This is a genomic window from Seonamhaeicola sp. (assembly GCF_028281565.1).
Taxonomy (GTDB): domain Bacteria; phylum Bacteroidota; class Bacteroidia; order Flavobacteriales; family Flavobacteriaceae; genus Seonamhaeicola.
The window spans coordinates 36,354-59,299 of the sequence record NZ_JANQJQ010000010.1 but is presented as its reverse complement, the minus strand read 5'-3'; the positions used below and the strand labels follow the sequence as shown (position 1 = coordinate 59,299).

The 22,946-nt window shown below is 39.8% G+C and carries 14 protein-coding genes; all 14 read left to right on the top strand.

The annotated features are described in order from the left end of the window. The first annotated feature begins 11 nt into the window (after window positions 1-11). The 14 genes from Q0983_RS04250 (at window position 12) to Q0983_RS04185 (ending at window position 22,890) form a co-directional block, all read left to right on the top strand. The gene (locus Q0983_RS04250) at window positions 12-1,874 is read left to right on the top strand and encodes a PKD domain-containing protein (protein WP_299549257.1); all 1,863 of its coding nucleotides are present in this window, start codon (window positions 12-14) and stop codon (window positions 1,872-1,874) included. Between the two features lie 109 nt (window positions 1,875-1,983). Beyond that, window positions 1,984-5,178, top strand: coding sequence for a glycosidase (locus Q0983_RS04245; protein ID WP_299549254.1), 3,195 nt, complete (start codon window positions 1,984-1,986; stop codon window positions 5,176-5,178). Window positions 5,179-5,254: 76 nt separating this feature from the next. After that, window positions 5,255-6,625 (top strand): carbohydrate-binding protein, encoded by a 1,371-nt coding sequence (locus Q0983_RS04240; protein WP_299549251.1) that lies wholly within the window; start codon window positions 5,255-5,257, stop codon window positions 6,623-6,625. 13 nt (window positions 6,626-6,638) lie between these two features. Next, the gene (locus Q0983_RS04235) at window positions 6,639-7,508 is read left to right on the top strand and encodes a glycoside hydrolase family 16 protein (RefSeq protein ID WP_299549248.1); all 870 of its coding nucleotides are present in this window, start codon (window positions 6,639-6,641) and stop codon (window positions 7,506-7,508) included. A 79-nt stretch (window positions 7,509-7,587) separates the two neighbouring features. Beyond that, window positions 7,588-11,040, top strand: coding sequence for a hypothetical protein (locus Q0983_RS04230; protein ID WP_299549245.1), 3,453 nt, complete (start codon window positions 7,588-7,590; stop codon window positions 11,038-11,040). Between the two features lie 3 nt (window positions 11,041-11,043). After that, window positions 11,044-12,333: a glycosyl hydrolase family 17 protein gene (locus tag Q0983_RS04225; RefSeq protein ID WP_299549242.1), complete on the top strand. Its 1,290-nt coding sequence runs from the start codon at window positions 11,044-11,046 to the stop codon at window positions 12,331-12,333. 2 nt (window positions 12,334-12,335) lie between these two features. Then, window positions 12,336-13,619 carry a glycosyl hydrolase family 17 protein gene (locus Q0983_RS04220; protein ID WP_299549239.1) on the top strand — a complete coding sequence of 428 codons (1,284 nt, stop codon included), beginning with the start codon at window positions 12,336-12,338 and terminating at the stop codon, window positions 13,617-13,619. 23 nt (window positions 13,620-13,642) lie between these two features. Further along, window positions 13,643-15,130, top strand: coding sequence for a glycoside hydrolase family 30 protein (locus Q0983_RS04215; protein ID WP_299549236.1), 1,488 nt, complete (start codon window positions 13,643-13,645; stop codon window positions 15,128-15,130). A 39-nt stretch (window positions 15,131-15,169) separates the two neighbouring features. After that, window positions 15,170-16,600, top strand: a complete 1,431-nt coding sequence (locus Q0983_RS04210) for an MFS transporter (RefSeq protein WP_299549233.1) — start codon at window positions 15,170-15,172, stop codon at window positions 16,598-16,600. A gap of 41 nt (window positions 16,601-16,641) precedes the next feature. Continuing rightward, entirely contained in the window at window positions 16,642-17,277 is a 636-nt protein-coding gene (locus Q0983_RS04205; RefSeq protein WP_299549230.1) for a hypothetical protein, read from the top strand. A gap of 65 nt (window positions 17,278-17,342) precedes the next feature. After that, on the top strand, window positions 17,343-18,257 hold the full coding sequence (locus Q0983_RS04200) for a glycosyl hydrolase family 17 protein (RefSeq protein ID WP_299549227.1): 915 nt from the start codon (window positions 17,343-17,345) through the stop codon (window positions 18,255-18,257). Between the two features lie 39 nt (window positions 18,258-18,296). Further along, window positions 18,297-19,724, top strand: a complete 1,428-nt coding sequence (locus Q0983_RS04195) for an MFS transporter (protein WP_299549224.1) — start codon at window positions 18,297-18,299, stop codon at window positions 19,722-19,724. Between the two features lie 12 nt (window positions 19,725-19,736). Continuing rightward, window positions 19,737-20,621, top strand: coding sequence for a glycosyl hydrolase family 17 protein (locus tag Q0983_RS04190; RefSeq protein ID WP_299549221.1), 885 nt, complete (start codon window positions 19,737-19,739; stop codon window positions 20,619-20,621). 682 nt (window positions 20,622-21,303) lie between these two features. After that, window positions 21,304-22,890, top strand: coding sequence for a T9SS type A sorting domain-containing protein (locus tag Q0983_RS04185; protein ID WP_299549218.1), 1,587 nt, complete (start codon window positions 21,304-21,306; stop codon window positions 22,888-22,890). The last annotated feature ends 56 nt before the right edge of the window (window positions 22,891-22,946 follow it).

Below are 22,946 nucleotides of genomic sequence, written 5' to 3'. Positions count from 1 at the left end.
AAAAAAATAAAATGGATTTATTAAAAAAAGTAGCATACAAACTCTTAGCGCTGATACTTTTATTAAGTATTACCACAGCTTGCGAAGAAGATGATCAATTAAATATCATTGCGGGATTAGACTTTAATATTGCAGAATTAAATCCTGAAGGAACCAAATTCGGGGTCATTGCAACAACCGTACCACCGGATGGTAGAATTGTTTACACCATAGACTTTGGTAATCCTGACGATGCGGAAGATGTTTTTAAAACAAGTGGCCCTATGGTGACTTATACGTATCCGGAGGTTGAAGAATCAGTGACATACACAATCACCGTAACGGCGTCTTTAGCCGGTCGGGAAGATGTGACCATTACAAAAGATGTTACGGTTATTTATACTCCTGTTGTAAACCCGGGCCCTGGCGGTGGAGGTGCTTCGCCGATAGTTGGTACCTGGAAATTAGCTCCGGAAGCCGGTGCGCTTGGTGTTGGCCCTGGATTAGACAATGTGTCCTGGTGGTCCAATAATGAGGCGGATGTAACAACAAGAGCTTGTTTATTTGATGATTTATACATTTTCAAGGAAGATGGAACGTTCCAAAACGTTCTTGGAGATCAAACATGGATAGAACCATGGCAAGGAGCTTCTGCCGAGGAATGTGGTGCGCCTGTATTCCCTCATGATGGAACCGCATCAGCAACCTATGCATATGACGAAGCCGGAGGAACAGTTACAATTACAGGTAAAGGGGCCTTCTTAGGTTTGGCAAAAGTAATCAATGGTGCGGAAATTGCCAGTCCGGCGGAAGCAGCAGATGCTATTACTTATATCGCTAAAATTGATGGCAACACTATGGAGTTGGATATCCAGGTTGCCGGAGATGGACACTGGTCTTTCAAACTTATTAAGGAAGAAGTATCTAACGCCATCGTTGGTACATGGAAACTAGCTCCGGAGGCTGCGGCATTAGGTGTTGGGCCTGGTCTGGATAATATTTCTTGGTGGTCTAATTCATCGGAAGATGTGACTACAAGAGCCTGTTTATTTGATGATGAGTACGTATTTAATGCGGATGGTACGTTCCAAAATATTTTAGGAGATCAAACATGGGTAGAACCGTGGCAAGGAGCATCAGCCGAGGAATGTGGTACTCCTGTATTCCCGCATGATGGTACGGCTACGGCCACTTACTCCTATGATGAAAGTGCAGGAACTTTAACTATTAACGGCAAAGGCGCATTTATGGGCTTAGCTAAAGTAGTAAATGGTGCAGAGTTGGCAAGTCCGGCAGAAGCAGCAGAATCTATAACATATATAGCCAAGATAGACGGTAATACCATGGAATTGGATATTCAGGTAGGTGGCGATGGTCACTGGTCATTTAAATTTATCAAACAGGAACCACCGGCAAATCCATTAGTAGGTACCTGGAAATTAGCTCCTGAAGCCGCTGCTTTAGGTGTTGGCCCTGGGCTAGATAATATCTCATGGTGGTCTAATTCTTCAGAGGACGTGACTACAAGAGCCTGTTTATTTGATGATGAATATGTGTTTAATAATGATGGTACATTCCAAAATATTTTAGGAGATCAAACATGGATAGAACCTTGGCAAGGCGCTTCAGCTGAGGAATGTGGGGCACCTGTATTCCCTCATGATGGTACAGCTTCGGCAACATACGTATATGATGAATCAGGAGGTACTATAACCTTAAATGGAAAAGGAGCCTTCTTAGGCCTGGCCAAAGTAGTCAATGGTGCTGAATTAGGCAGCCCTTCTGAAGCCGCAGATTCCATTACTTACATTGCTAACCTTGATGGTGATACCCTGGAACTGGATATCCAGGTAGGTGGAGACGGTCACTGGTCTTTCAAATTAGTAAGACAGTAACAGTTAACCTATAAAACTGATTTAGATGCAAAGGGGTATCTGTATAAAGATGCCCTTTGCAGCCTAAAAACAGATGCAATTAACTCGTATCAACATAACTAAATAAAATATGAAAAACAATTTATTACAATTAGTGTTTCTCTTATTTACTTCTGCAATTTTTGCTCAGGCCAACAAAGTTGAGATAGTAAAGAATGACCAGGGAACCAAATTAGTCGTAGATGGCAAGGACTTTATGATCAATGGTATGAATTGGGATTATGTTCCAATTGGTACCGATGTAACCAATGCCAACTTCTACAAACAATCCGATGACGTTATTAGGGCGGGATTGGATACCGAAATGAGCCTTTTAAAGAATATGAACGTCAACTGTATTAGACAATACGTTGGTGTACCGGCTAAGTGGGTTACCTATATCTATGAAAAATACGGTATTTATACCCTGTTAAATCACTCATTTGGACGCTATGGGCTAACTATTGATGGTGTTTGGACACCGGTTACAATATACTCAGATGAAAAAACGCAGGAACAGCTAGTATCAGAAATGATCAAATTAGTTGAAGACTATAAAGATGTTCCCGGGATTTTGATGTATATGATGGGTAACGAGAACAACTACGGACTCTTTTGGCAAGGCGCTGAAACCGAAGATTTTCCGGAAGGCGAAGAACAAAAAAGAGCCGTTGGAGAAAAAAGGGGAAGACCCATGTATAAATTGATGAATGAAGTCGCTCTGAAAATGAAAGCCATGGATCCAAACCACCCGGTTGCTATTTGTAATGGTGACGTATTATTCATTGATATCATTGCGGAAGAATGTAAGGACGTTGATGTATATGGTGCCAATACATACAGGGGAGAGTCTTTTGGCGATTTCTTCCAGGTAGTAAAAGACCAATTGGATATACCGGTCATGTTTACTGAATTTGGTGCAGATGCCTATAATGCGTTAGCCGATAAAGAAGATCAATACTGGCAGGCCCATTATAATCTGTTGAACTGGAAAGAGATTTATGAAAATGCTGCCGGATTAGGAAAAGTGGGGAACTCCATAGGAGGTTTCACATTCCAATTCAGTGATGGCTGGTGGAAGTTGGGCTTTGATGATAGAGAGAATGCCGACTCACATGAAACCGGAGCATCCTGGAGTAACGGTGGTTACTACCACGATACCAAAGACGGTTCTAACAACATGAATGAGGAATGGTTTGGTATTTGTGCCAAAGGGCCAACGGATCAACGTGGTTTATATGACCTGTACCCTCGTGCCTCATATTATACACTAAAAGAGGCGCATGCCGTAAATCCTTATGGCGAAGGTGTAGATCTGGACTTCATTCAAAACTACTTTGAGAATATCAATATTACGGATGCCGTTTTAAGAGCGCGTGGTGATAAAGCCGCTCTTGGAGGAAGGGATTCGGAAAAACTAAGTATTAGCAGATTGACTGCCAAGTTTACTACGTTCAATACGGGAGGTACTTTAATTAGAACGCCTGATACAGCAAATCCTGATGATGCTCAAACATTTCCCAATCAACTGGGGTTTGATCATATGCAATCCTATTTCGTAGGAATCGAAGGAAAACCAACCTCAAAAATGAAAGCTAATGTAGATTTCAATATTTTAGGTAATGTAGCCGGTAACCCGATAAATGAAATCTTTTATGAGAATGTGGGTCGACCGGTGACTGTTACGAACACCGATGGTGATCAGGTAACGCTTGCCGATAATAATCGGGTTCGTGTGTATCAAGCAGAATTTGAATGGAATGCCAAAGATTTTGATTTAAGAGGATTTTACAGAACAGGGCACTACCATTGGGCCTATGAAGGAGATTTCTTTAATCTTTATCCTGAAGCAAATTACGGACCTAACTTAGATATCTACAACGGTGAAATTTTAGGTGTTGAAGTAGATGCCAAAGGTTCTTTAAAAGGACTTAAAGCAGCGTTTGGACCACAATTATGGTGGGGAGCAAACCCAACCGTGCTATTAAAATATTCCAGACATATAGCCAAATGGGACGTCACCGGTATATATCACCGAGATTTAAACACAAATCTTCAATTTGACGAAACCGGAAGACGTGTTTTAAACCAAAATCAAGTACGTTCGGGTATCATTCCTGCCTGGCCGACTGAAAGAGCAACCATTGCTCTTGAAAGAGAGTTTGGCAATTTTGGAATTACCCTTGGTGGTATTTGGGGCGGTAGACCTCTAAACGGCAGTTCATTCCAGGTATTTGAACCGGATACCGATGTTGTTTTAGTAGATAAAATCAATAGTGATGACAACTGGGGTGCAAAAGCTAAAATCACCTATCAAAAAGGTGCCTTTAACTGGTACGCCCAGGGATCTTATATGGGTCTTGTAGCCAACGGTGGTGTTGACCAAACCAGAACCTTCACGGGGTGGAAACTTAAAGATTCGGGAAGCGGTAATATGTCAAACTTCCTGACAGGTTTAACATTTTCGGCTGGAAATTTACAAATCGCACCTAACTTCATGTATCAAAAGCCGTTGATAGATCCAATGCCTAATGGAGTTCCTGGTCCCGGTCGTTTAAGAAATGTAATTGACGACCCATTTGCAGTTAGAAATGGTAACAGGGAAACAGCCGCTGGTGAGATATTATTCACCTTCGACCCTACGCCGGGTACCTGGATGTATGCCTGGGACAGCGATAGATCAGAAGATGCAAAATTAGCATTTAGCGCAGGTTTTGTGTATAAACACTTGCCAACAACTATGGATGGACACATCGGGTTCTTTGCCGATCGTACATTCTTCGCCTTTGGGGAATCTGCTCCGGCGGTAGACCTATGGGAAGCTCATGCCCGCGTGGTGTCAAAGATGAGTCGCGACTTCGGACTTGTTAGCAACCTTTACTATGGTAACGGTCAAGCCAATGGTGATTCAAAAAGAACCATCACACGCTTTGGTGCAGATTTAAGAATATTAATGGATAGAGTTAAAATAATGTCGCACTTTAAAGTAAATGATTGGGGACCTTTTGATTACCATCGTGATTTTAACTTGACCTTTCCACTACAAATGATGTTAGATGTGTCTACTACTATAGGAAAACCAGATTGGTTCATTTTACCTAGTACACAAATTGGAATTAGAGGGATGTGGCGTTCTTTAGATGCGAATTCACCAAGGTATTCGCCGCTCGCTGCCGATCCGAATGCGACTAACCCTAATTCACCACCACTTCTAAGCCCGGTTGGATTTCCCGATGGCTCAGAATGGGAAATTAGAACATACATACATATTAACATAGGAAAATAACAAAGCTTTAATTATGAAGAAATTAAATTTAAAATATCACATTGTTTTTCCTCTTTTAGGATTAATATGTGTCGTAATGGCAAGTTGCGAAAGAGGCTTTTCCGATGACATCGATTTTGCCACTTTTCCAAACACACCAGATATATTCACTGATGCTCCTGTTGGTCTTACAGATGAATTTTTTGAGTCTTTTGATCCAGCCACAGGAGCCAATACAGAAGGCTTTAGTACTGACGAAAATGAAGCATACGCGGGAACCACTTCAATAAGAGTTGATGTGCCAACACCAACTGACCCTAACGGTGCTTATATAGGTGGAATATTTACCGACAGAGGAGCAGGAAGGAATTTAACAGGGTATGATGCTCTTACCTTTTGGTTAAAGGGTTCTACTACTGCGATAGTTGAAACATTCGGTTTTGGAACCGATTTTGAGGAAAATAAATATGTTGCTGACATTAATAATGTAGAATTGTCTACAGACTGGAAAAAAATAATAATACCTATACCAGACCCTTCAAAGTTGGTTCAGGAAAAAGGGATGTTCAAATTTTCAGCAGGAACCCAAAGCACCAATGGTGAAGGTTTCACATTTTGGATAGATGAACTTAGATTTGAAAAATTAGGAACCATCGGTCAGCCAAGGCCGGCAATTCTAGGTGGACAAGATCAAACGGCACAAGCCAACGTAGACAGTCAGATTCCAATTATTGGCCTTACACAAACCTTAAATGGTCCTAATGGCGGGGATATAACGGTAACCACTACACCTTTTTATTTTGACTTTGAAACTTCTAACCCTTTCGTAGCCTCGGTAAGCGATGCCGGTATAATCACAATTGACGGCATTGGCAACATCGATCCGGATACAGGAGAAAGAGACAATAAAGCTACAATTACAGCAAGCCTTGGAGGTATTGAAGCTGCCGGCTCATTAACAGTTGAGGCAGTAAACATTGATGTGATTTCCATTTTTAGCGATGTATTCGCCAATATCCCCGTTGATAATTATAACGGGTTCTATGAACCATTTCAAACTACCCTGGGAGGAGCAATTGTTGAGAACGGAAACAACATTATAGATTATACCATGTTGAATTTTGTAGCCATTGAGTATTATGGACGAGAAGGCAGTGGTATCCAACCTGTTGATGCAACTGAGATGACGCATCTTCACATAGATATTAGGGTAAATGAAGGTCTGGATCCTGATGATTTCATTACAATGTCGTTACATAACAATTTTACACAGCCTAGCGAAGTTTCAGGAGCATTTACTTTTAGTGCATCCGATTTATTAAGTAATGAGTGGGTAGAATTCGATATACCGCTATCTAGTTTTGATGGATTAAGTGTTAGGGATGCCATTGGGATGATGCTATTTGTATCAGATGGCACTATAGCTAATGTATCTCTTGATAACATATACTACTATGCTGAAAATTAAAAACAAAGAAAAAATGAAATTTAAGAATAGAATAAAATCAACGCAACTTAAATCACTTTGTGCTTTGTTGACATTAGTCATAATTGGAAGCACCGTTTTAAGTTGCTACACAGATGAGACACAAGTCGTTACAAACTTTGAAACTTTAACCATGAGTGATGAGTTCGATGTTGATGGAGCACCAAACAGTGCCATATGGGGCTTTGACATAGGAACCGGGGATAATGGCTGGGGAAATAACGAGTTGCAATATTATACGGACAGACCTGAAAATGTAGTTGTAGAAGATGGCATGCTTAAAATTACTGCAATTCAGGAATCTTTTGAAGGTTCCGGCTACACTTCAGCCAGACTCTTAACAAAAGGGTTATTTGAGCAGCAGTATGGAAGGTTTGAGGCCAGAATGAAATTACCATTCGGTAAAGGCATGTGGCCTGCCTTTTGGTTATTAGGTGCTAATATTGATGAGATTGGGTGGCCTTTCTGCGGCGAAATTGATGTCATGGAAAATGGTGGTTCCAATCCAACAGTGGCCAGTGGCGCTATTCATGGACCAGGACATTCAGGTGGAGATGCCATTAAAAAGGAGTTCGAGTTTGAAATGTCTCGAGTAGACACTGAATTCCATATCTATGGCATTGAATGGGGCCCACAGTACATTAATTACTACATCGATGACGTGTTATATTTTCAAATAACACCGGACACCCTTGAAGAGGAAGATGTAAATAGATCCAACTGGGTCTATGATAATGGTCCATTTTTTATGATTATAAACCTGGCTGTTGGTGGCAACTTTGATGGAAATCCAACACCAGAAACCGTATTCCCTCAAACAATGTATGTTGACTACGTGAGAGTGTATTCAGCAGATGAAGAATAAAATCAACTTTTAAAAGGGTTAGCTACATAGTAAATAGCTAGCTAGCCCTTAAAGTTTTTTACAGACTATTTAATCAACTATGACAGCTACAGAAATACAAAAGGTTTCTATGGAAACAAAGGAGATAAAAGGAGCATTGGTGACTTTTGAAAACGAGACGTATTACAAAATATCCAACAGTAATAAAATGCGTCCGTTTTTTATGAGCATTGTTTCAGATGCAAACCATTGGATGTTTATTTCAAGTAACGGTGGATTATCGGCGGGTAGAAAAAACTCGGAATACGCCTTATTCCCCTATTATACGGATGACAAAATAACCGAATCTGCTGATATCACCGGTAGTAAAACCATTTTTCAGGTGATTCATAATGATCAACTTAAAATTTGGGAGCCGTTCAGTATAAGGCAAATAGGAGTCTATAACATAGAACAAAACCTTTACAAGAACATTTACGGAAATAAACTTGTTTTTGAAGAGATAAATCACGACCTGGGATTAACATTCAGGTATGCATGGAATAACTCCGACAAATACGGATTTGTAAAACAGTCCAAACTAATAAACTCGAATACCAATAGTATCAGTTTGAATGTGTTGGATGGTTTACAAAACATATTGCCCTGGGGTGTAGAATCCAACCTTCAAAACACAAGAAGTAACTTAGTTGATGCTTACAAAAGAACGGAATTGCTTTCTGAATCAGGTATTGGTCTGTTCACTTTAAGTGCCATCATTGTAGATAAAGCTGAACCCAGCGAAGCTCTAAAAGCAAATACCGTTTGGTCTTTTGGTTTACAACATCCCAAATACCTCCTGTCGTCTACGCAATTAGATAACTTCAGGCAAGGAGAGGCGGTTAATCAGGAAGAAGACATTAAAGCGGAAAAAGGTGCTTACTTTATTAACAGCTCCATTCAAATAGGTGCTAATGCCGAAACGCACTGGGGCTTTGTAGCTAATGTTAATCAAAGTGCGAGTCAGGTACACGCACTGGAAAAAAGTATTTTAGAAGACATGCAATTGGTTACTAAGTTGGAAGCTGATATCGCATTAGGCACAACAAATCTGGTGAATCTAACAGCTTCATCCGATGGATTACAGAAAACAGCTGATGCTATAACCAATACCAGGCATTTTGCCAATACGCTGTTTAATATTATGCGCGGTGGTATTTTTGATGACAACTATATCATAGAGAAAGACGACTTCATAAAGTATCTTGAAAAAGCTAACAAAGTGGTTTTCCAAAGAGAAGCATCCGTCTTAGAAGCCTTAGATGAAACATTCACGGTTAAAACGGTCAGATCTATGGCTAATAATCATAAAGATCCTGATTTTAAACGTTTGTGTTATGAATATCTACCTTTAAAATTCAGCAGAAGACACGGTGACCCAAGCAGGCCCTGGAATAGATTCTCAATAAACACTACCAGTGAAGATGGCTCTAAAATTCTTGATTACGAGGGTAACTGGCGCGATATATTCCAAAACTGGGAAGCCTTGGCGCATGCCTATCCACAGTTTATGGAAAGTATGATCCATAAGTTTTTAAATGCCACAACATTTGATGGTTATAACCCATACAGAGTGACCAAAGATGGCTTTGATTGGGAGATCATAGAACCGGATGATCCCTGGTCTTACATAGGATACTGGGGAGACCATCAGATCATCTATCTATTAAAGTTTTTGGAATTTATAGAAGACCATTATCCTAAAACTTTAGAAAACCTTTTTGAACAGGATGTTTTTGTATACGCCAATGTGCCTTACAAGATCAAATCATACAGTGATATACTCAAAAACTCAAAGGACACAATAGATTTTAACCATGATCTGGACCAGGAAATCAATAACGAAAGAACTGTTTTAGGTGCAGACGCAGCACTTCTAAAAGATGCCAACGGACAGATCTATCATGTTAACCTGATAGAAAAATTATTAGCAACGGTACTTGCCAAAGTATCAAACTTTATTCCGGAAGGTGGTATCTGGTTGAATACCCAGCGCCCCGAGTGGAATGATGCTAATAATGCTCTAGTTGGGAATGGAGTGTCTATGGTAACACTTTGTTACCTGCAACGTTTCCTTAACTTCTTTGAGACCATCATAGAAAACGCTAACACCGAAAACCTTCAAATTTCAGTAGAACTGTTGGCATTTTATAATGATGTGGTGGACACATTAATAAATAATACAGATATCCTTGAAGGCGCCATTAGTGATACAGACAGAAAAACAGTTCTGGATGGCCTGGCTAAACCTGCAAGTGATTACCGACTCAATATTTATGAAAATAGCTTTACAGGTAAAAAAAGTACGATCACAAAAGCCAGCCTTTTAAATTTCATAAAGGTTACCAAACTATACCTGGAACACACCATAAGAGCCAATAAAAGGCACGATCATATGTATCATGCCTATAACATCATGACCCTTAAAAGTGACAAAGAAGTTTCTATTGATTACTTGTCTGAAATGCTTGAGGGCCAGGTAGCAGCCCTAAGTGCCGGTTACCTCACCCCTAAAGAAGCCCTGGCTTTACTGGACGGTTTAAAAGACAGCGCTTTATTCAGACCGGACCAGTACAGCTATATATTATATCCTGACAAGGAACTTCCCAGGTTTACAAAGAAAAACGTCATACCTGAGACCTCTGTTAAAAGTTCGGATTTGTTGACAAAGCTCATCAATGACGGCAATACTCAGATCATTGAAAAAGACTGTCGTGGCAAGTATCACTTTAATGGAAATTTCAACAATGCCAATAGTCTAAAAGCCGCCCTGGAACAGCTTCCGGAAACTTACACTGATTTAAAAACCAAAGAAGAGATTAACATTTTAGAAATTTTTGAGGACGTGTTCAATCACAAAGAATTCACCGGACGATCCGGGACGTTCTTTGGTTTTGAAGGCCTTGGGTCTATTTATTGGCATATGGTTTCCAAGTTATTACTGGCGGTTCAGGAAAATTGTATAGCGGCCATAAACCGGAACGAAACCGAAGCGGTTATTGGTAGATTGTTAGAACACTATTATGAAATTCAGGCCGGAATAGGCGCCCATAAATCTCCTGAACTGTATGGTGCCTTCCCTACCGACCCCTATTCTCATACACCGGCAACCAAAGGGGCCCAGCAACCGGGCATGACAGGACAGGTAAAGGAAGATATCTTAAGCAGAATTGGGGAATTAGGCATCACAGTTAAAGACGGCAAATTAACGTTTAAACCGGGGTTATTAAGACGTATAGAGTTCATTAGCGAACCTTCGGTATTTAATTACATTGACATTACCGGTGAAAAACAGCAAATAGATTTACCGGAAAACGCTTTGGCCTTTACACATTGCCAGGTTCCGATCATTTATAAATTGTCTGACAACCAGGAAATCCATGTGTTTTTTAATGATAACACCGAAAAGGTATTTAATGACCTTGAATTAGATCTTGAAACTTCAGATCTGTTATTTGAACGAACTGCCGTCATCAGGCGTATAGAGGTCAAACTGAACAATATTGTTCGCTAAAAAATGAAAACTTTAAAAAAAATAGCAACCATTATAGCTGTAGTGACAGTCCTATTGTCCTGCACTAACAAACCAAAGACAAAAGAAGAATCCATGCATTTAGATAGGAATAAAACGGCTAAAGATATCTTGGGAAATCCGGAATATTTGGCAATTTCTTATGGGGGTTACAGAAAGAATACCCGCGATATTCAACCAACAGTTTTAGAACTAAAAGAAGACTTAAAAATTCTTAATGCCATGGGCATCAAGATACTGCGCACATACAATGTGCAGTTAAAGCATGCTTCAAATGTACTTAAGGCTATTTCTGAGTTAAAAAAGGAAAATGAACAATTTGAAATGTATGTGATGTTAGGTGCCTGGATTGATTGCTTAAACGCATGGACCGAGCTTGAACCTGATCACAATGTTGAAAGCCCTCTAAATGCTGCTGAAATAGACAGAGCCGTGGCCCTGGCAAAACAATACCCGGATATTGTAAAAATAATTGCAGTTGGTAATGAAGCTATGGTACGTTGGGCAACAAGTTATTATGTACAACCGGAAGTTATTTTAAAATGGGTCAATCATCTGCAAAACCTTAAAAAAGCAGGGAAATTACCAAAAGACTTATGGATTACAAGTTCAGATGATTTTGCTTCCTGGGGAGGCGGAGACCCTTCCTACCGTACACCTGATTTGGAAAAGATTATTGAAGCGGTAGATTATATATCTATGCACACCTACCCTATGCACAATACCCATTACAACCCGGAGTTTTGGGGCGTACTGGGAGAAGAAAGTCATTTATCTAAAGAGGAACAAATAGAAGCTGCCATGAAACGATCCAAGGAGTTTGCTGTGAAGCAATATGACAGTGTATGCAATTATTTGAAAGATTTGGGAGTCAACAAACCAGTACATATTGGTGAAACAGGTTGGGCCACCCTATCAAATGGACATTATGGCACCAATGGTTCCAAAGCCACAGATGAGTATAAAGAAGCGCTTTATTACAATCATATGAGAGCCTGGACCAAAGAAAATAAGATCTCATGCTTTTATTTTGAAGCTTTTGATGAACCGTGGAAAGATGCCCATAATAAAAAGGGTTCTGAAAATCATTTTGGTTTGTTTACCGTTGAGGGTGAGGCCAAATATGCGCTTTGGGATTTGGTTGATGCCGGTTTGTTCAAAGGTTTGAACAGAGGTGGACATCCAATCACTAAAACCTATAATGGCAATAAAGATGAGTTAATGAATACGGTTGATATACCTCATCTGAAAGAAGACATTGTATTAAACTATTAGTTATGAAAAAAAAGTATCTGTTAATCATCTTAATATGTGTTATGTGGTCTTGTAATAAAACAAAAAACAACACTACGAATCAAGTTGCAGAAAAAAATCAATTAACTGCGAAAGATATTTTGGGTAACTCCAAATACCAGGCTATGTCCTACGGCGGCTATAGACATGCTGATCACAGCATTGAACCCACTCTGGATGAGTTAAAGGAAGACATGCATCTTTTGCATGCCTTAGGAATAAGATTGGTTAGAACCTATAAAGTACACAAACCTCAGGCTGAAAATCTTTTGAAGGCTATTAGCGAAATAAAACAAAAGGATCCGGATTTTGAAATGTATGTGATGCTTGGCGCCTGGATTGACTGTAAAAATGCCTGGACTGATAAAGAACCCATTCACAACGAAGAAAGCGAGGACAACAAACCACAAATGGAAAAAGCCGTTGCCCTTGCTAATCAATATCCGGATATCGTAAAAGTTATCGCTGTTGGTAACGAAGCTATGGTGAAATGGGCAGCCTCATACTATGTAGAACCCTGGGTCATCCTAAAATGGGTGAATTACCTTCAAGACTTAAAGAAAGAGGGCAAACTTTCCAAAGATTTATGGGTTACAAGCTCAGATAATTTTGCGTCCTGGGGTGGCGGTGATGAAGAATACCATGTTGAAGATCTTAATAAACTCATCAAGGCCGTAGATTTTCTTTCCGTTCACACCTACCCTATGCATGACACCCATTACCAACCGGAGTTTTGGTTGAAATCCGAAGGCCTGGAAGGCAAAACAGATTTGGAGAAAATCGAAATCTCCATGCTAAGGGCCAAGGAATATGCCATGATGCAATATGAAAACGTCAGGAAGTATATGGAAAGCCTTGGTGTGAATAAACCTATTCATATAGGAGAGACCGGATGGGCCAGTTTTTCTTCAGGCCATTACGGAACCAAAGGTTCTAAAGCCTGTGATGAATACAAGGAAGCCCTTTACTACAAGCACATGAGAGACTGGACCAATGAAGCCGGTATGTCATGTTTTTACTTTGAAGGATTTGATGAACCCTGGAAAGGCGGAACTAATTCGGGAAATTCTGAAAAACACTTTGGGCTATTTAAAGTTGACGGAAAAGCAAAATTTGCCCTTTGGGATGAAGTTGACAAGGGAACCTTTAAGGGATTAACCCGAAACGGCAATCCAATTACCAAAACTTACAATGGAGATAAAGAAGCATTAATGAAAGATGTTGAGGTACCGCCCACTGCCGAAGCATGGCATGCCAATAAGCAATAGCAATAGCAATAAAAACTAACTAAATGAAAACATTAAAACATATAGCATTAGTGGTAGTAATCTTGATGATGATAAGCTGTAATAAAGAAGATAAAAAACTTAATGTTGAAGTTTTTGAAACATCAGCAGCCGGTAATAAACTTTCAAAAATTACCGAGTTTAATAACTCTGATGAAAAAGTAACAATTAAGCTTACACCGGAACAAACCTTTCAAACCATAACAGGCTTTGGAGGGGCTTTTACAGAATCTTCAGCGTACTTACTTAATAAACTAAGTAAAAAGAATAGAGACACCATAATAAAAGCTTACTTTTCAAAAGAAGGCGCCCACTATTCTTTAACCAGAACCCATATGAACTCCTGCGATTTTTCTGTAAGCAATTACTCTTACACACCCGTGGAAGGCGATAAAAACCTGGAGCATTTTACTATTGAAGAAGATAAAGAGGATTTAATCCCATTCATAAAAGATGCTATGGCAGCTTCAACGGACGGTTTTAAAATCTTTGGTTCGCCATGGACCGCGGCGCCCTGGATGAAAGACAATAACCATTGGGTGGGCGGCAAACTGCTCCCGGAATACTATGATACATGGGCCTTGTTTTTCTCTAAGTTTGCAGATGCTTACAAAGCAGAAGGGATTGATATCTGGGGTTTTACCGTGGAAAACGAACCTTTGGGTAATGGTAACAATTGGGAAAGTATGCACTACACACCCGATGAAATGACCAACTTTGTTCAGAATCATTTAGGACCCAAACTGGAAGCAGACGGAAAAGGGGACCTTAAAATTTTAGGTTACGATCAAAATAGGGAACATTTAAAAGAATGGGTTGATTCTCAATATAAAAATGAAGAAACATCCAAATATTTTGATGGCACGGCTATCCACTGGTATGCAAGCACATTTCATGTGTTCCCGGAAGAACTGCAATATGCCCATAATAAAGCACCAGACAAACTTTTAATTCAGTCGGAAGCTTGCGTGGACGCCGAAGTTCCTGTGTGGCAAGACGATGCCTGGTATTGGAAAAAAGAAGCCACAGATTGGGGTTGGGATTGGGCTCCGGAAGAAGACAAACACTTTCATCCCAAATATGCCCCTGTGAACAGATACGCCAGAGATATTATTGGCTGCCTGAATAACTGGGTGGACGGATGGGTTGACTGGAATATGGTACTTGATACCAAAGGAGGCCCCAACTGGTTTAAAAACTGGTGTATTGCCCCTGTGATTGTAGATCCGGATAAAGACGAGGTGTACTTTACCCCACTGTATTACACCATGGCACACTTTAGTAAATACATCAGGCCGGAAGCTAAAGTCATTGGATTAGAAAACACCGACGAAAAATTACTGGCTGCTGCTGCTCAGAATCCTGATGGCTCCATGGCGGTGGTCCTTTTTAATGAGTTTAATACCCCAAAAACCATAAACCTAACGCTAAACGACAAGCATGTAGAATTTTCAATAGATGCGCAGGCTATTCAAACTATTGTAATTCCATAAGAATGTACAAACTCAACTAACTAAAAAATTAAATTAATTATGTCAAACGTAAAAACAGCTGCAAAGGACAGAGTCCCTATTGGTCAAAAAGCCGCTTTTGGTGCCGGTCATTTGGTTTTGAACCTATATCCGGGAGCCCTGGGGTTCTTTATGTTCTTCTTACTGACTGCTTTTGGGATGGATCCCTTTTTAGCAGGCCTTTTAGGTGGATTGCCCCGGTTTTTTGATGCGATCACCGATCCTATTATGGGATTCATCTCAGACAACACCAGTTCAAAATGGGGCCGAAGGAGGCCGTATATTTTGGTTGGTGGTATTTTAAGTGCCATAACATTTGTACTGCTTTGGCAACTTAATGAAAATAATTCATCAGATTATAACTTCTGGTACTTCCTGATCATGTCCATGGTTTTCCTTATTGGGAACACCATGTTTGCCACGCCGTTGGTAGGCCTGGGATATGAAATGACTTCCGACTATAATGAACGGACCCGTCTTATGGCCTTTTCGCAAACGGTAGGTCTGTTGGCCTGGGTTATTGTACCCTGGTTTTGGGTCATTATTGCGGACCCTGATATTTTTAGCAATCAGGCTGAAGGTGTAAGAACCATGGCCATTTATGTTGGTGCAGCTTGTTTGGTATTGGGCCTTTTACCCGCCATTTTTTGTAGAGGTATAGATGCCTCTCATATGGGAAACAGGAAAAAACTAACGTTAACCTCTATCTTTAGCAATCTAAAAGATCTATTCAGTAGTATAAAAGAAGCTGTAAAGAACAGGCCTTTTATGAAATTATGCGGCGCCACGTTTTTGGTGTTCAACGGTTACCAAATTGTGGCATCCTTTAGTTTCTTTATTTTCGTTTTTTACATTTTTAACGGAAGCTATGAAGCCACAGCAACATGGCCGGCCTGGTTTAGCTCTGTGGGTGCATTGGTTTCAGCATTTTTAGTGATCCCGATTGTATCGGCAATGTCTACCAAATGGGGCAAAAAGAAAGCTTTCATTATTTCCACGGCACTTTCTATTGTTGGATACCTTATGAAGTGGTGGGCTTTCACTCCTGATAATATTTGGCTTTCCTTTATTCCAATTCCTCTAATGTCGTTTGGTTTAGGAAGTTTATTCACTCTGATGATGAGTATGACGGCTGATGTTTGTGATTTAGATGAACTTCGTAATGGTATGCCAAGGAAAGAGGGGACTTTCGGCGCATTATACTGGTGGGTTGTAAAACTCGGGCAAGGATTGGCGTTGGTTTTAGGAGGCCTGGTATTAAAGTTAATAGGATTTGACGGTAACGCAGCCACACAGACTGTTGATACTTTAACAAAATTAAGGATCGCCGATATCATCATTCCTGTAGTAACAGCAGCTTTGGCTATTTGGATCATGTGGAAATACAGTTTGTCTGAAGAAAGAGCCAAAGAGATTAAAGCGCAATTAGAAGAAAGAAGAGGTGTGTTATAGCAGCAAGGCTAAATAGATATCATAACTAAAAAAACATCAAAATGTCAACAAAAATAGTAATACTAATAATAGGAGCCTTATTAACGCTAATCGCGGTATTCGGCAGTAAAAAAGGAAGCTCCGGAAATAGCTTGCTTAACACCAAACTAATAATACCTTTTGGTATCATCGGTGTCTTAATGATGATATATGGAAGCTATTCATCTGATCTGGTAAGCTACAATAGTCAAATTGAACAAGTTTCTATTGGTAAAAAATTAAACATAACAGGTCCTGTAGAAACGGTTAAAGTAGTTTCTCCCATTGATCAGGATTCTGTGGATTGTCGGATTTTAACCATGGGAGTATACCCTGAGTCCCACACCAAAGATATATGGGTTGTTATTAGACCTACGGATGATAAATACTATCCGCAGTCAGACCATACCAATACGTCTTATAAAAGAGATGGGGAGTGGCAAGTGGTAACTCGTTTTGGAGGCGATTTAGGCGAGGCATATGACCTAATTGTTTATGAAACAGATGCATCAGCTTCAGGTTTCTTTAGCGAAACTATAGCAAACTGGAAAGAAACCGAAGATTATCCGGGCTTAACACTTGAAGAAATGCCTGCCGGAGCAAAAGAAGTAGACAGAATCAAGATATATACAAGGAAAAACTGCAGAGGCGTGTTTTAAACAAAACAGAGTCCGGTGGCAGTATTAATCACGAAACAGTTAACTAAATAAAAAGAGAATTAAAGATGTCTTACAGAGAAGAATCCTATTATAAGCCAAAAGGGTATAGCCAAATAGCTACCCAGGGTATAAACTTAGCAGAGTATTCATTAGAGGAATTAAAAGCATTATGGCATAAAACCCTCCGGGAAGGTTTTCACGGTATATGCTTTAGTATGTACAGGGACGGACAATCCCCTGGTGATGAAATAAGCATGGAACAAGTGGAGCAGCGTGTCAACATATTAAAACCTTATGTTCAGGCTATACGCTCGTTTTCATGTATAGAAGGAAACGAATTTGTGCCAATAATGGCAAAAAAGCATGGCCTTAAAACTTTGGTTGGGGCATGGCTTGGCAATGATAAAGAAGATAATGAAAGGGAAATAGCAGGTCTGATCGAACTTGCCAAATCCGGTAATGTAGATGTAGCAGCCGTAGGCAACGAAGTTTTATACAGAAATGATTTGACCCTGGATGAACTGGTTGGGTATATAAATCGCGTTAAGGAAGCTTTAGCAGGATTAGACATTCCGGTAGGTTATGTAGATGCCTATTACGAATTTTCAAGACACCCCATTTTAGTTGAAAGTACCGACGTGGTTTTGGCAAATCTATACCCCTATTGGGAAGGCTGCCCTATAGAATATGCCTTAGGGCACATGCAGGCTATGTATGGCTCGGTGGTAGATGCCGCTCAGGGAAAACCCATTATCATTACAGAAACAGGCTGGCCTAGTGAAGGTGGTGGGCTTAACGGTGCCATTGCAACAGGAGAGGCAGCCATGAAGTATTTCATTGACACTATTAGATGGACCAAGGAAAATGATATACCCATCTTCTATTTCTCATCTTTTGATGAGTCCTGGAAAACAGGAAATGAAGGAGATGTTGGCGCCTATTGGGGATTATGGGACAAGCATGAAAATTTAAAGTTTTAATAGTAATAAAAATCAATCTTGGAAGTATCTCTCAAAACTATGTCGATAACCAAAACGATAACAAGAAATAAAGTATCAACCGGACAAAAGGTAGCCTTTGGCATAGGCATGTTAGCCAACCAAATGTTTCCTGCTATTCTTGGTATTTTCATGGTGGTTCTTGTGAAATCCCTGGGGTTTAATGGCTGGATGTGGTCTCTTGTTTATTTTTTCCCAAGAATTTTCGATGCCATAACCGATCCGATAATGGGATTTATATCGGATAACACTAAATCTAAATGGGGAAGGCGCAGACAATATGTTTTTATTGGCGCCATCATGATGGGCATTGCCTATATATTCATGTGGCAGCTATTTAAGGAAAATACACTTAATTACAATTTTTGGTATTTCTTCCTGTGGTCTATTGTGTTTTATCTCGGACTTACTTTTTTTAGTGTCCCTTATGTAGCCATGGGCTATGAAATGAGTGACGATTTTCATGAGCGTACCAATATTATGGCAGTGGCCCAATGGATTGGGCAATGGGCCTGGGTTATTGCACCTTGGTTTTGGGTTATTATGGATGATAAGGATTTATTCCCCTCTTCGGATGTCGCTGTTCGGGAACTCGCATATTGGGTAGCAATTCCATGCACCATATGCGCTATGGTTCCGGCATTATTTATAAAAAGTAAATCTACAGCTGATGAAGATTATGAGCCACTTACGCTATCCAATATTGGAGGTAGCTTAGAGAAAATCCTTGAAAGCTTTAAGGAAGCATTCAAGATTAAGGAATTTAGAAAATTGTGTGCGGCCACGTTCTTAATATTTAATGCTTTCAATACGGTGGCAGCCCTTACCTATTTTGTCATTGTTTATAAATTATTCAACGGTGATGTGGCCGCTACCGGAATTTGGGTTGCCTTATTTGGCTGTTTGGGAGCATTGGGCACCACATTTATTGTTATTCCAGCCGTAACCTGGATGTCCAGGGTAATGGGCAAGAAAAAGGCATTTTTGTTGTCTCAAGGAATCTCAGTTGTTGGATACATCATGCTATGGTTTCTTTTTGTTCCCGGTAAGCCATGGATGTACATTATAGCATTACCGTTTTTCTCCTTCGGCATAGGTAGCCTGTTTACTATAATGATGTCAATGACCGCCGATGTCATTGATATAGACGAATTAAACTCCGGTTTACGCAGAGAAGGGATATTTGGTGCCATTTATTGGTGGATGGTCAAGGTTGGTTTTGCCATTGCAGGTGGTTTAAGTGGCGTTATTATTGCCGTTGTTGGGTTTGACCCGGACCTGGTTACTACAGATCAGCAATCTGCCGTAGATGGTCTGCACGCTTTCTTTTGTTTTTTCCCTATGATAGGGACACTCCTTGCCATGTATATTATGCGCAATTATGATGTTACAGAAGCACGGGCCAATGACATTAGAGCTGAGTTAGACAAAAGAAAAAAAGAACTTTAACCAAAAAAACAGATGTCAAGAAGATCAGAAAAGTTTCTAGCGCTATCATCAATGGATTTTCAAAATAAATCACTTGATGAGCTAAAGGAATTACTTCAGGAAACACTTGACAACGGTATGCATGGCTTATGCTTTAGCCCTTATACCCAATGGCAGAAACCCGGCGATCAACTATCTGAAGCACAAATCAGGAGACGTTTGGAAATTGTTAAGCCATACACCAAATGGATCCGGTCATTTTCCTGCACCGAAGGGAACGAACTCATTCCGGTTATAGCCAAAGAATACGGTATTAAAACATTGGTAGGTGCCTGGTTGGGAGAAAATAAGAAAACCAATAATTTAGAAGTAGCCAACCTTATAAAACTTTGCAATGACGGGTATGTAGACATAGCAGCCGTTGGAAACGAAGTGATGTACCGTGGCGATTTAACCCAACAGGAACTATTGGATTTCATTTATTACGCCAAATCAAAAATAGACTATGTACCCGTGGGTTATGTAGATGCCTATTATGAGTTTATGGACAGGTTTGAGATCACAGAAGCCTGCGATATTATTCTTGCCAACTGTTACCCGTTCTGGGAAGGTTGTGATCAGGATTATGCCGTACTTTACATGAAAGATATGTACAACCGCGCCAAACGGGCCGGAAACGGAAAACCGGTGATCATAACTGAAACCGGATGGCCCAGCCAGGGAACAGCTTTAAAAGGCGCATTCCCATCGGAAGAGAACGCCATTAAATACTTTATCGGCTCGCAAAAATGGAGCACGGAAGAAGCTATTCCTATGTTCTACTTTTCGTCTTTTGATGAGAATTGGAAGGTAGGCTCCGAAGGTGATGTAGGTGCCTATTGGGGGCTATGGGATACCAATGAACGTTTAAAATATTAAAAAAACAACAACAAATAACAAGTTGACTAACTCTATTTCCCTGCTATTTTAGCTTTCTTTTTTTAATTAGAGGCTTTTATTCTGTTTGTGAATTTAAGCCTCTTCTTTTTTCAGCTTCCAGGAGTTTTCATATGGAATAATTAATCAATAAACTGCTCTGGCCTTTCATCATAACTTGAAGGTCTGAAATATACTTAAAGCAGAGGTTATTAGTCAAAACGAAACTACCTATAATCATAATTAATTAAACATCAATACTTTACTCTCTAAAAAGTTCTCTTCTAACGCTTAAAAACAAGTATATCTTAAGCGTATTTTTCCAATTATTTCCTGAATTAAGTCAAAATGTACCTAAACATTTAAGCTTATAAGAAACCCACCTTTCTCAACAAATACAACACTGCTCTATTTTACCACAACATTACCCCTACACTTCTAAAAACAAAACAAAAAAAGAGGGAAAAAATTGATCTAAAATCTCAAAAAAATCGATGAAAAACACAAATACAAAGACGAAATACAGGTCATTTGAAAAACACAAAATCGACAACATGTATGTTTTTTGTAGTGGTACAACATATAGACTCCTGCAATCTTATCCTTTATCTTTAGAAAACCAGAAATTCGTTAGCCCCAATTCCGTATTTCAAATACCATTGTTTAAACATAAAACTAAATTATTATGACTAAAAAAATTACATTATTACTGTTTTTACTTACGGCATATTTCGGATATGCGCAACCAACGACGGATCCGACCACGCCTCCGACACGAGACGCGGGAGATGTTATTTCCATATTTTGTGCGGAATATACAGATGTTGTAGGATCAGATTTTAACCCTAATTGGGGACAAAGTGGTTTTGGCTCAGCAAATACTGCATTAGATACAGGCTCAGGCAACCTGGTTTTAGGCTATCCTAATTTTAACTACCAGGGGGTTCAGTTTGGAAGTACTCAAAATATTGCAGCAATGGAATTTTTGCATGTAGACATTTATATTAATGGTTCATTTAACCCTAATGTATTTGTCATTAGTTCGGGAGCAGAAATAGCCCACCCTATTACAAATACAGGAGCAAACACGTGGATTAGTGTAGATATCGCTGTTTCTGGAATAACCGGTGATACCTCAAACGCTATACAGTTTAAGTTTGATGGAGGCAACGGTACTACCGATGCAATCTATGTAGATAATTTATATTTTTGGAAGGCACCCGCCGATCCTACTACAGATGCTACGTTAAGTGATTTAAAAGTTGATGGCACCACCATAGATGGTTTTGGCCCAGCAACGGAGGACTATACATACACGGTACCTACAGGAACTGTTGTTGTGCCTCAAATAACAGCAGCAACCACAACCCAGGCCGGAGCTTCTACTGTAATCACACAGGCATCCGCCATTCCTGGTGATGCTACTGTAGTTGTTACGGCAAGTGACAACACTACAACAAAGACATACACAGTTTCAATAAAAGAAGAAGGACCGGCAGCTGCACCTACAACACCGCCTGCAAGAGATGTGAATGATGTTAGATCTGTTTATAGCAATATGTATACAACTGCCCCAACAGATGGGTATCAAACTTTTGGAGGTTCTGTGGTTACCGAACTTGATTATTCCGGCAATACTATTTTAAAGGCAACTTCTCCGGTCTCAGGTGCAGGGCTTCAATACCAATACTTTGGAGTTAGTCCCCAATATCTTGACTTAACAGATTTTGATTACATGCATATTGATTTTTACTTTGAGGGATCTCCAACTACAGCTGGAACAATTTTTATAGTAATTGTACAATATTCTGATGGGACAAATATTCAGGAGAATTTTGATGTAACATCTTTATCTCCTGACACATGGCATGAGATGGATATAGCCTTTGCCGATTTTGATGGCAATCCGGGTTACGCCAGAGATGAAATTCAGCAGATTATACTTCAAACAGCAGGACCGGATGTCTATGGCCCTTTCTATTTTGATAACCTGTATTTTCACAAAAATACCACTTTAGGAGTTGAAGATAATAAATTGGTGAGCTTTAAAGCTTACCCTAACCCAACAATAGATAACTGGACCATTAAATCCAAAAACAACACACAAATAGAAACTATTGAAGTGTTTGATTTATTAGGTAAAGCAGTAAAAAGCTTTAAACCCAATAGTTCTCAAGCGGTAATTGATGGCTCTGATTTAATATCAGGATTATATTTTGCCCAAGTAAAAACAACTGATGGTTTGCAATCGCTCAGATTAGTAAAGAACTAATAGTTGTTTAGTTTAGTTGATGTGAAAAAGGTGCTGACCAGGCACCTTTTTTTATA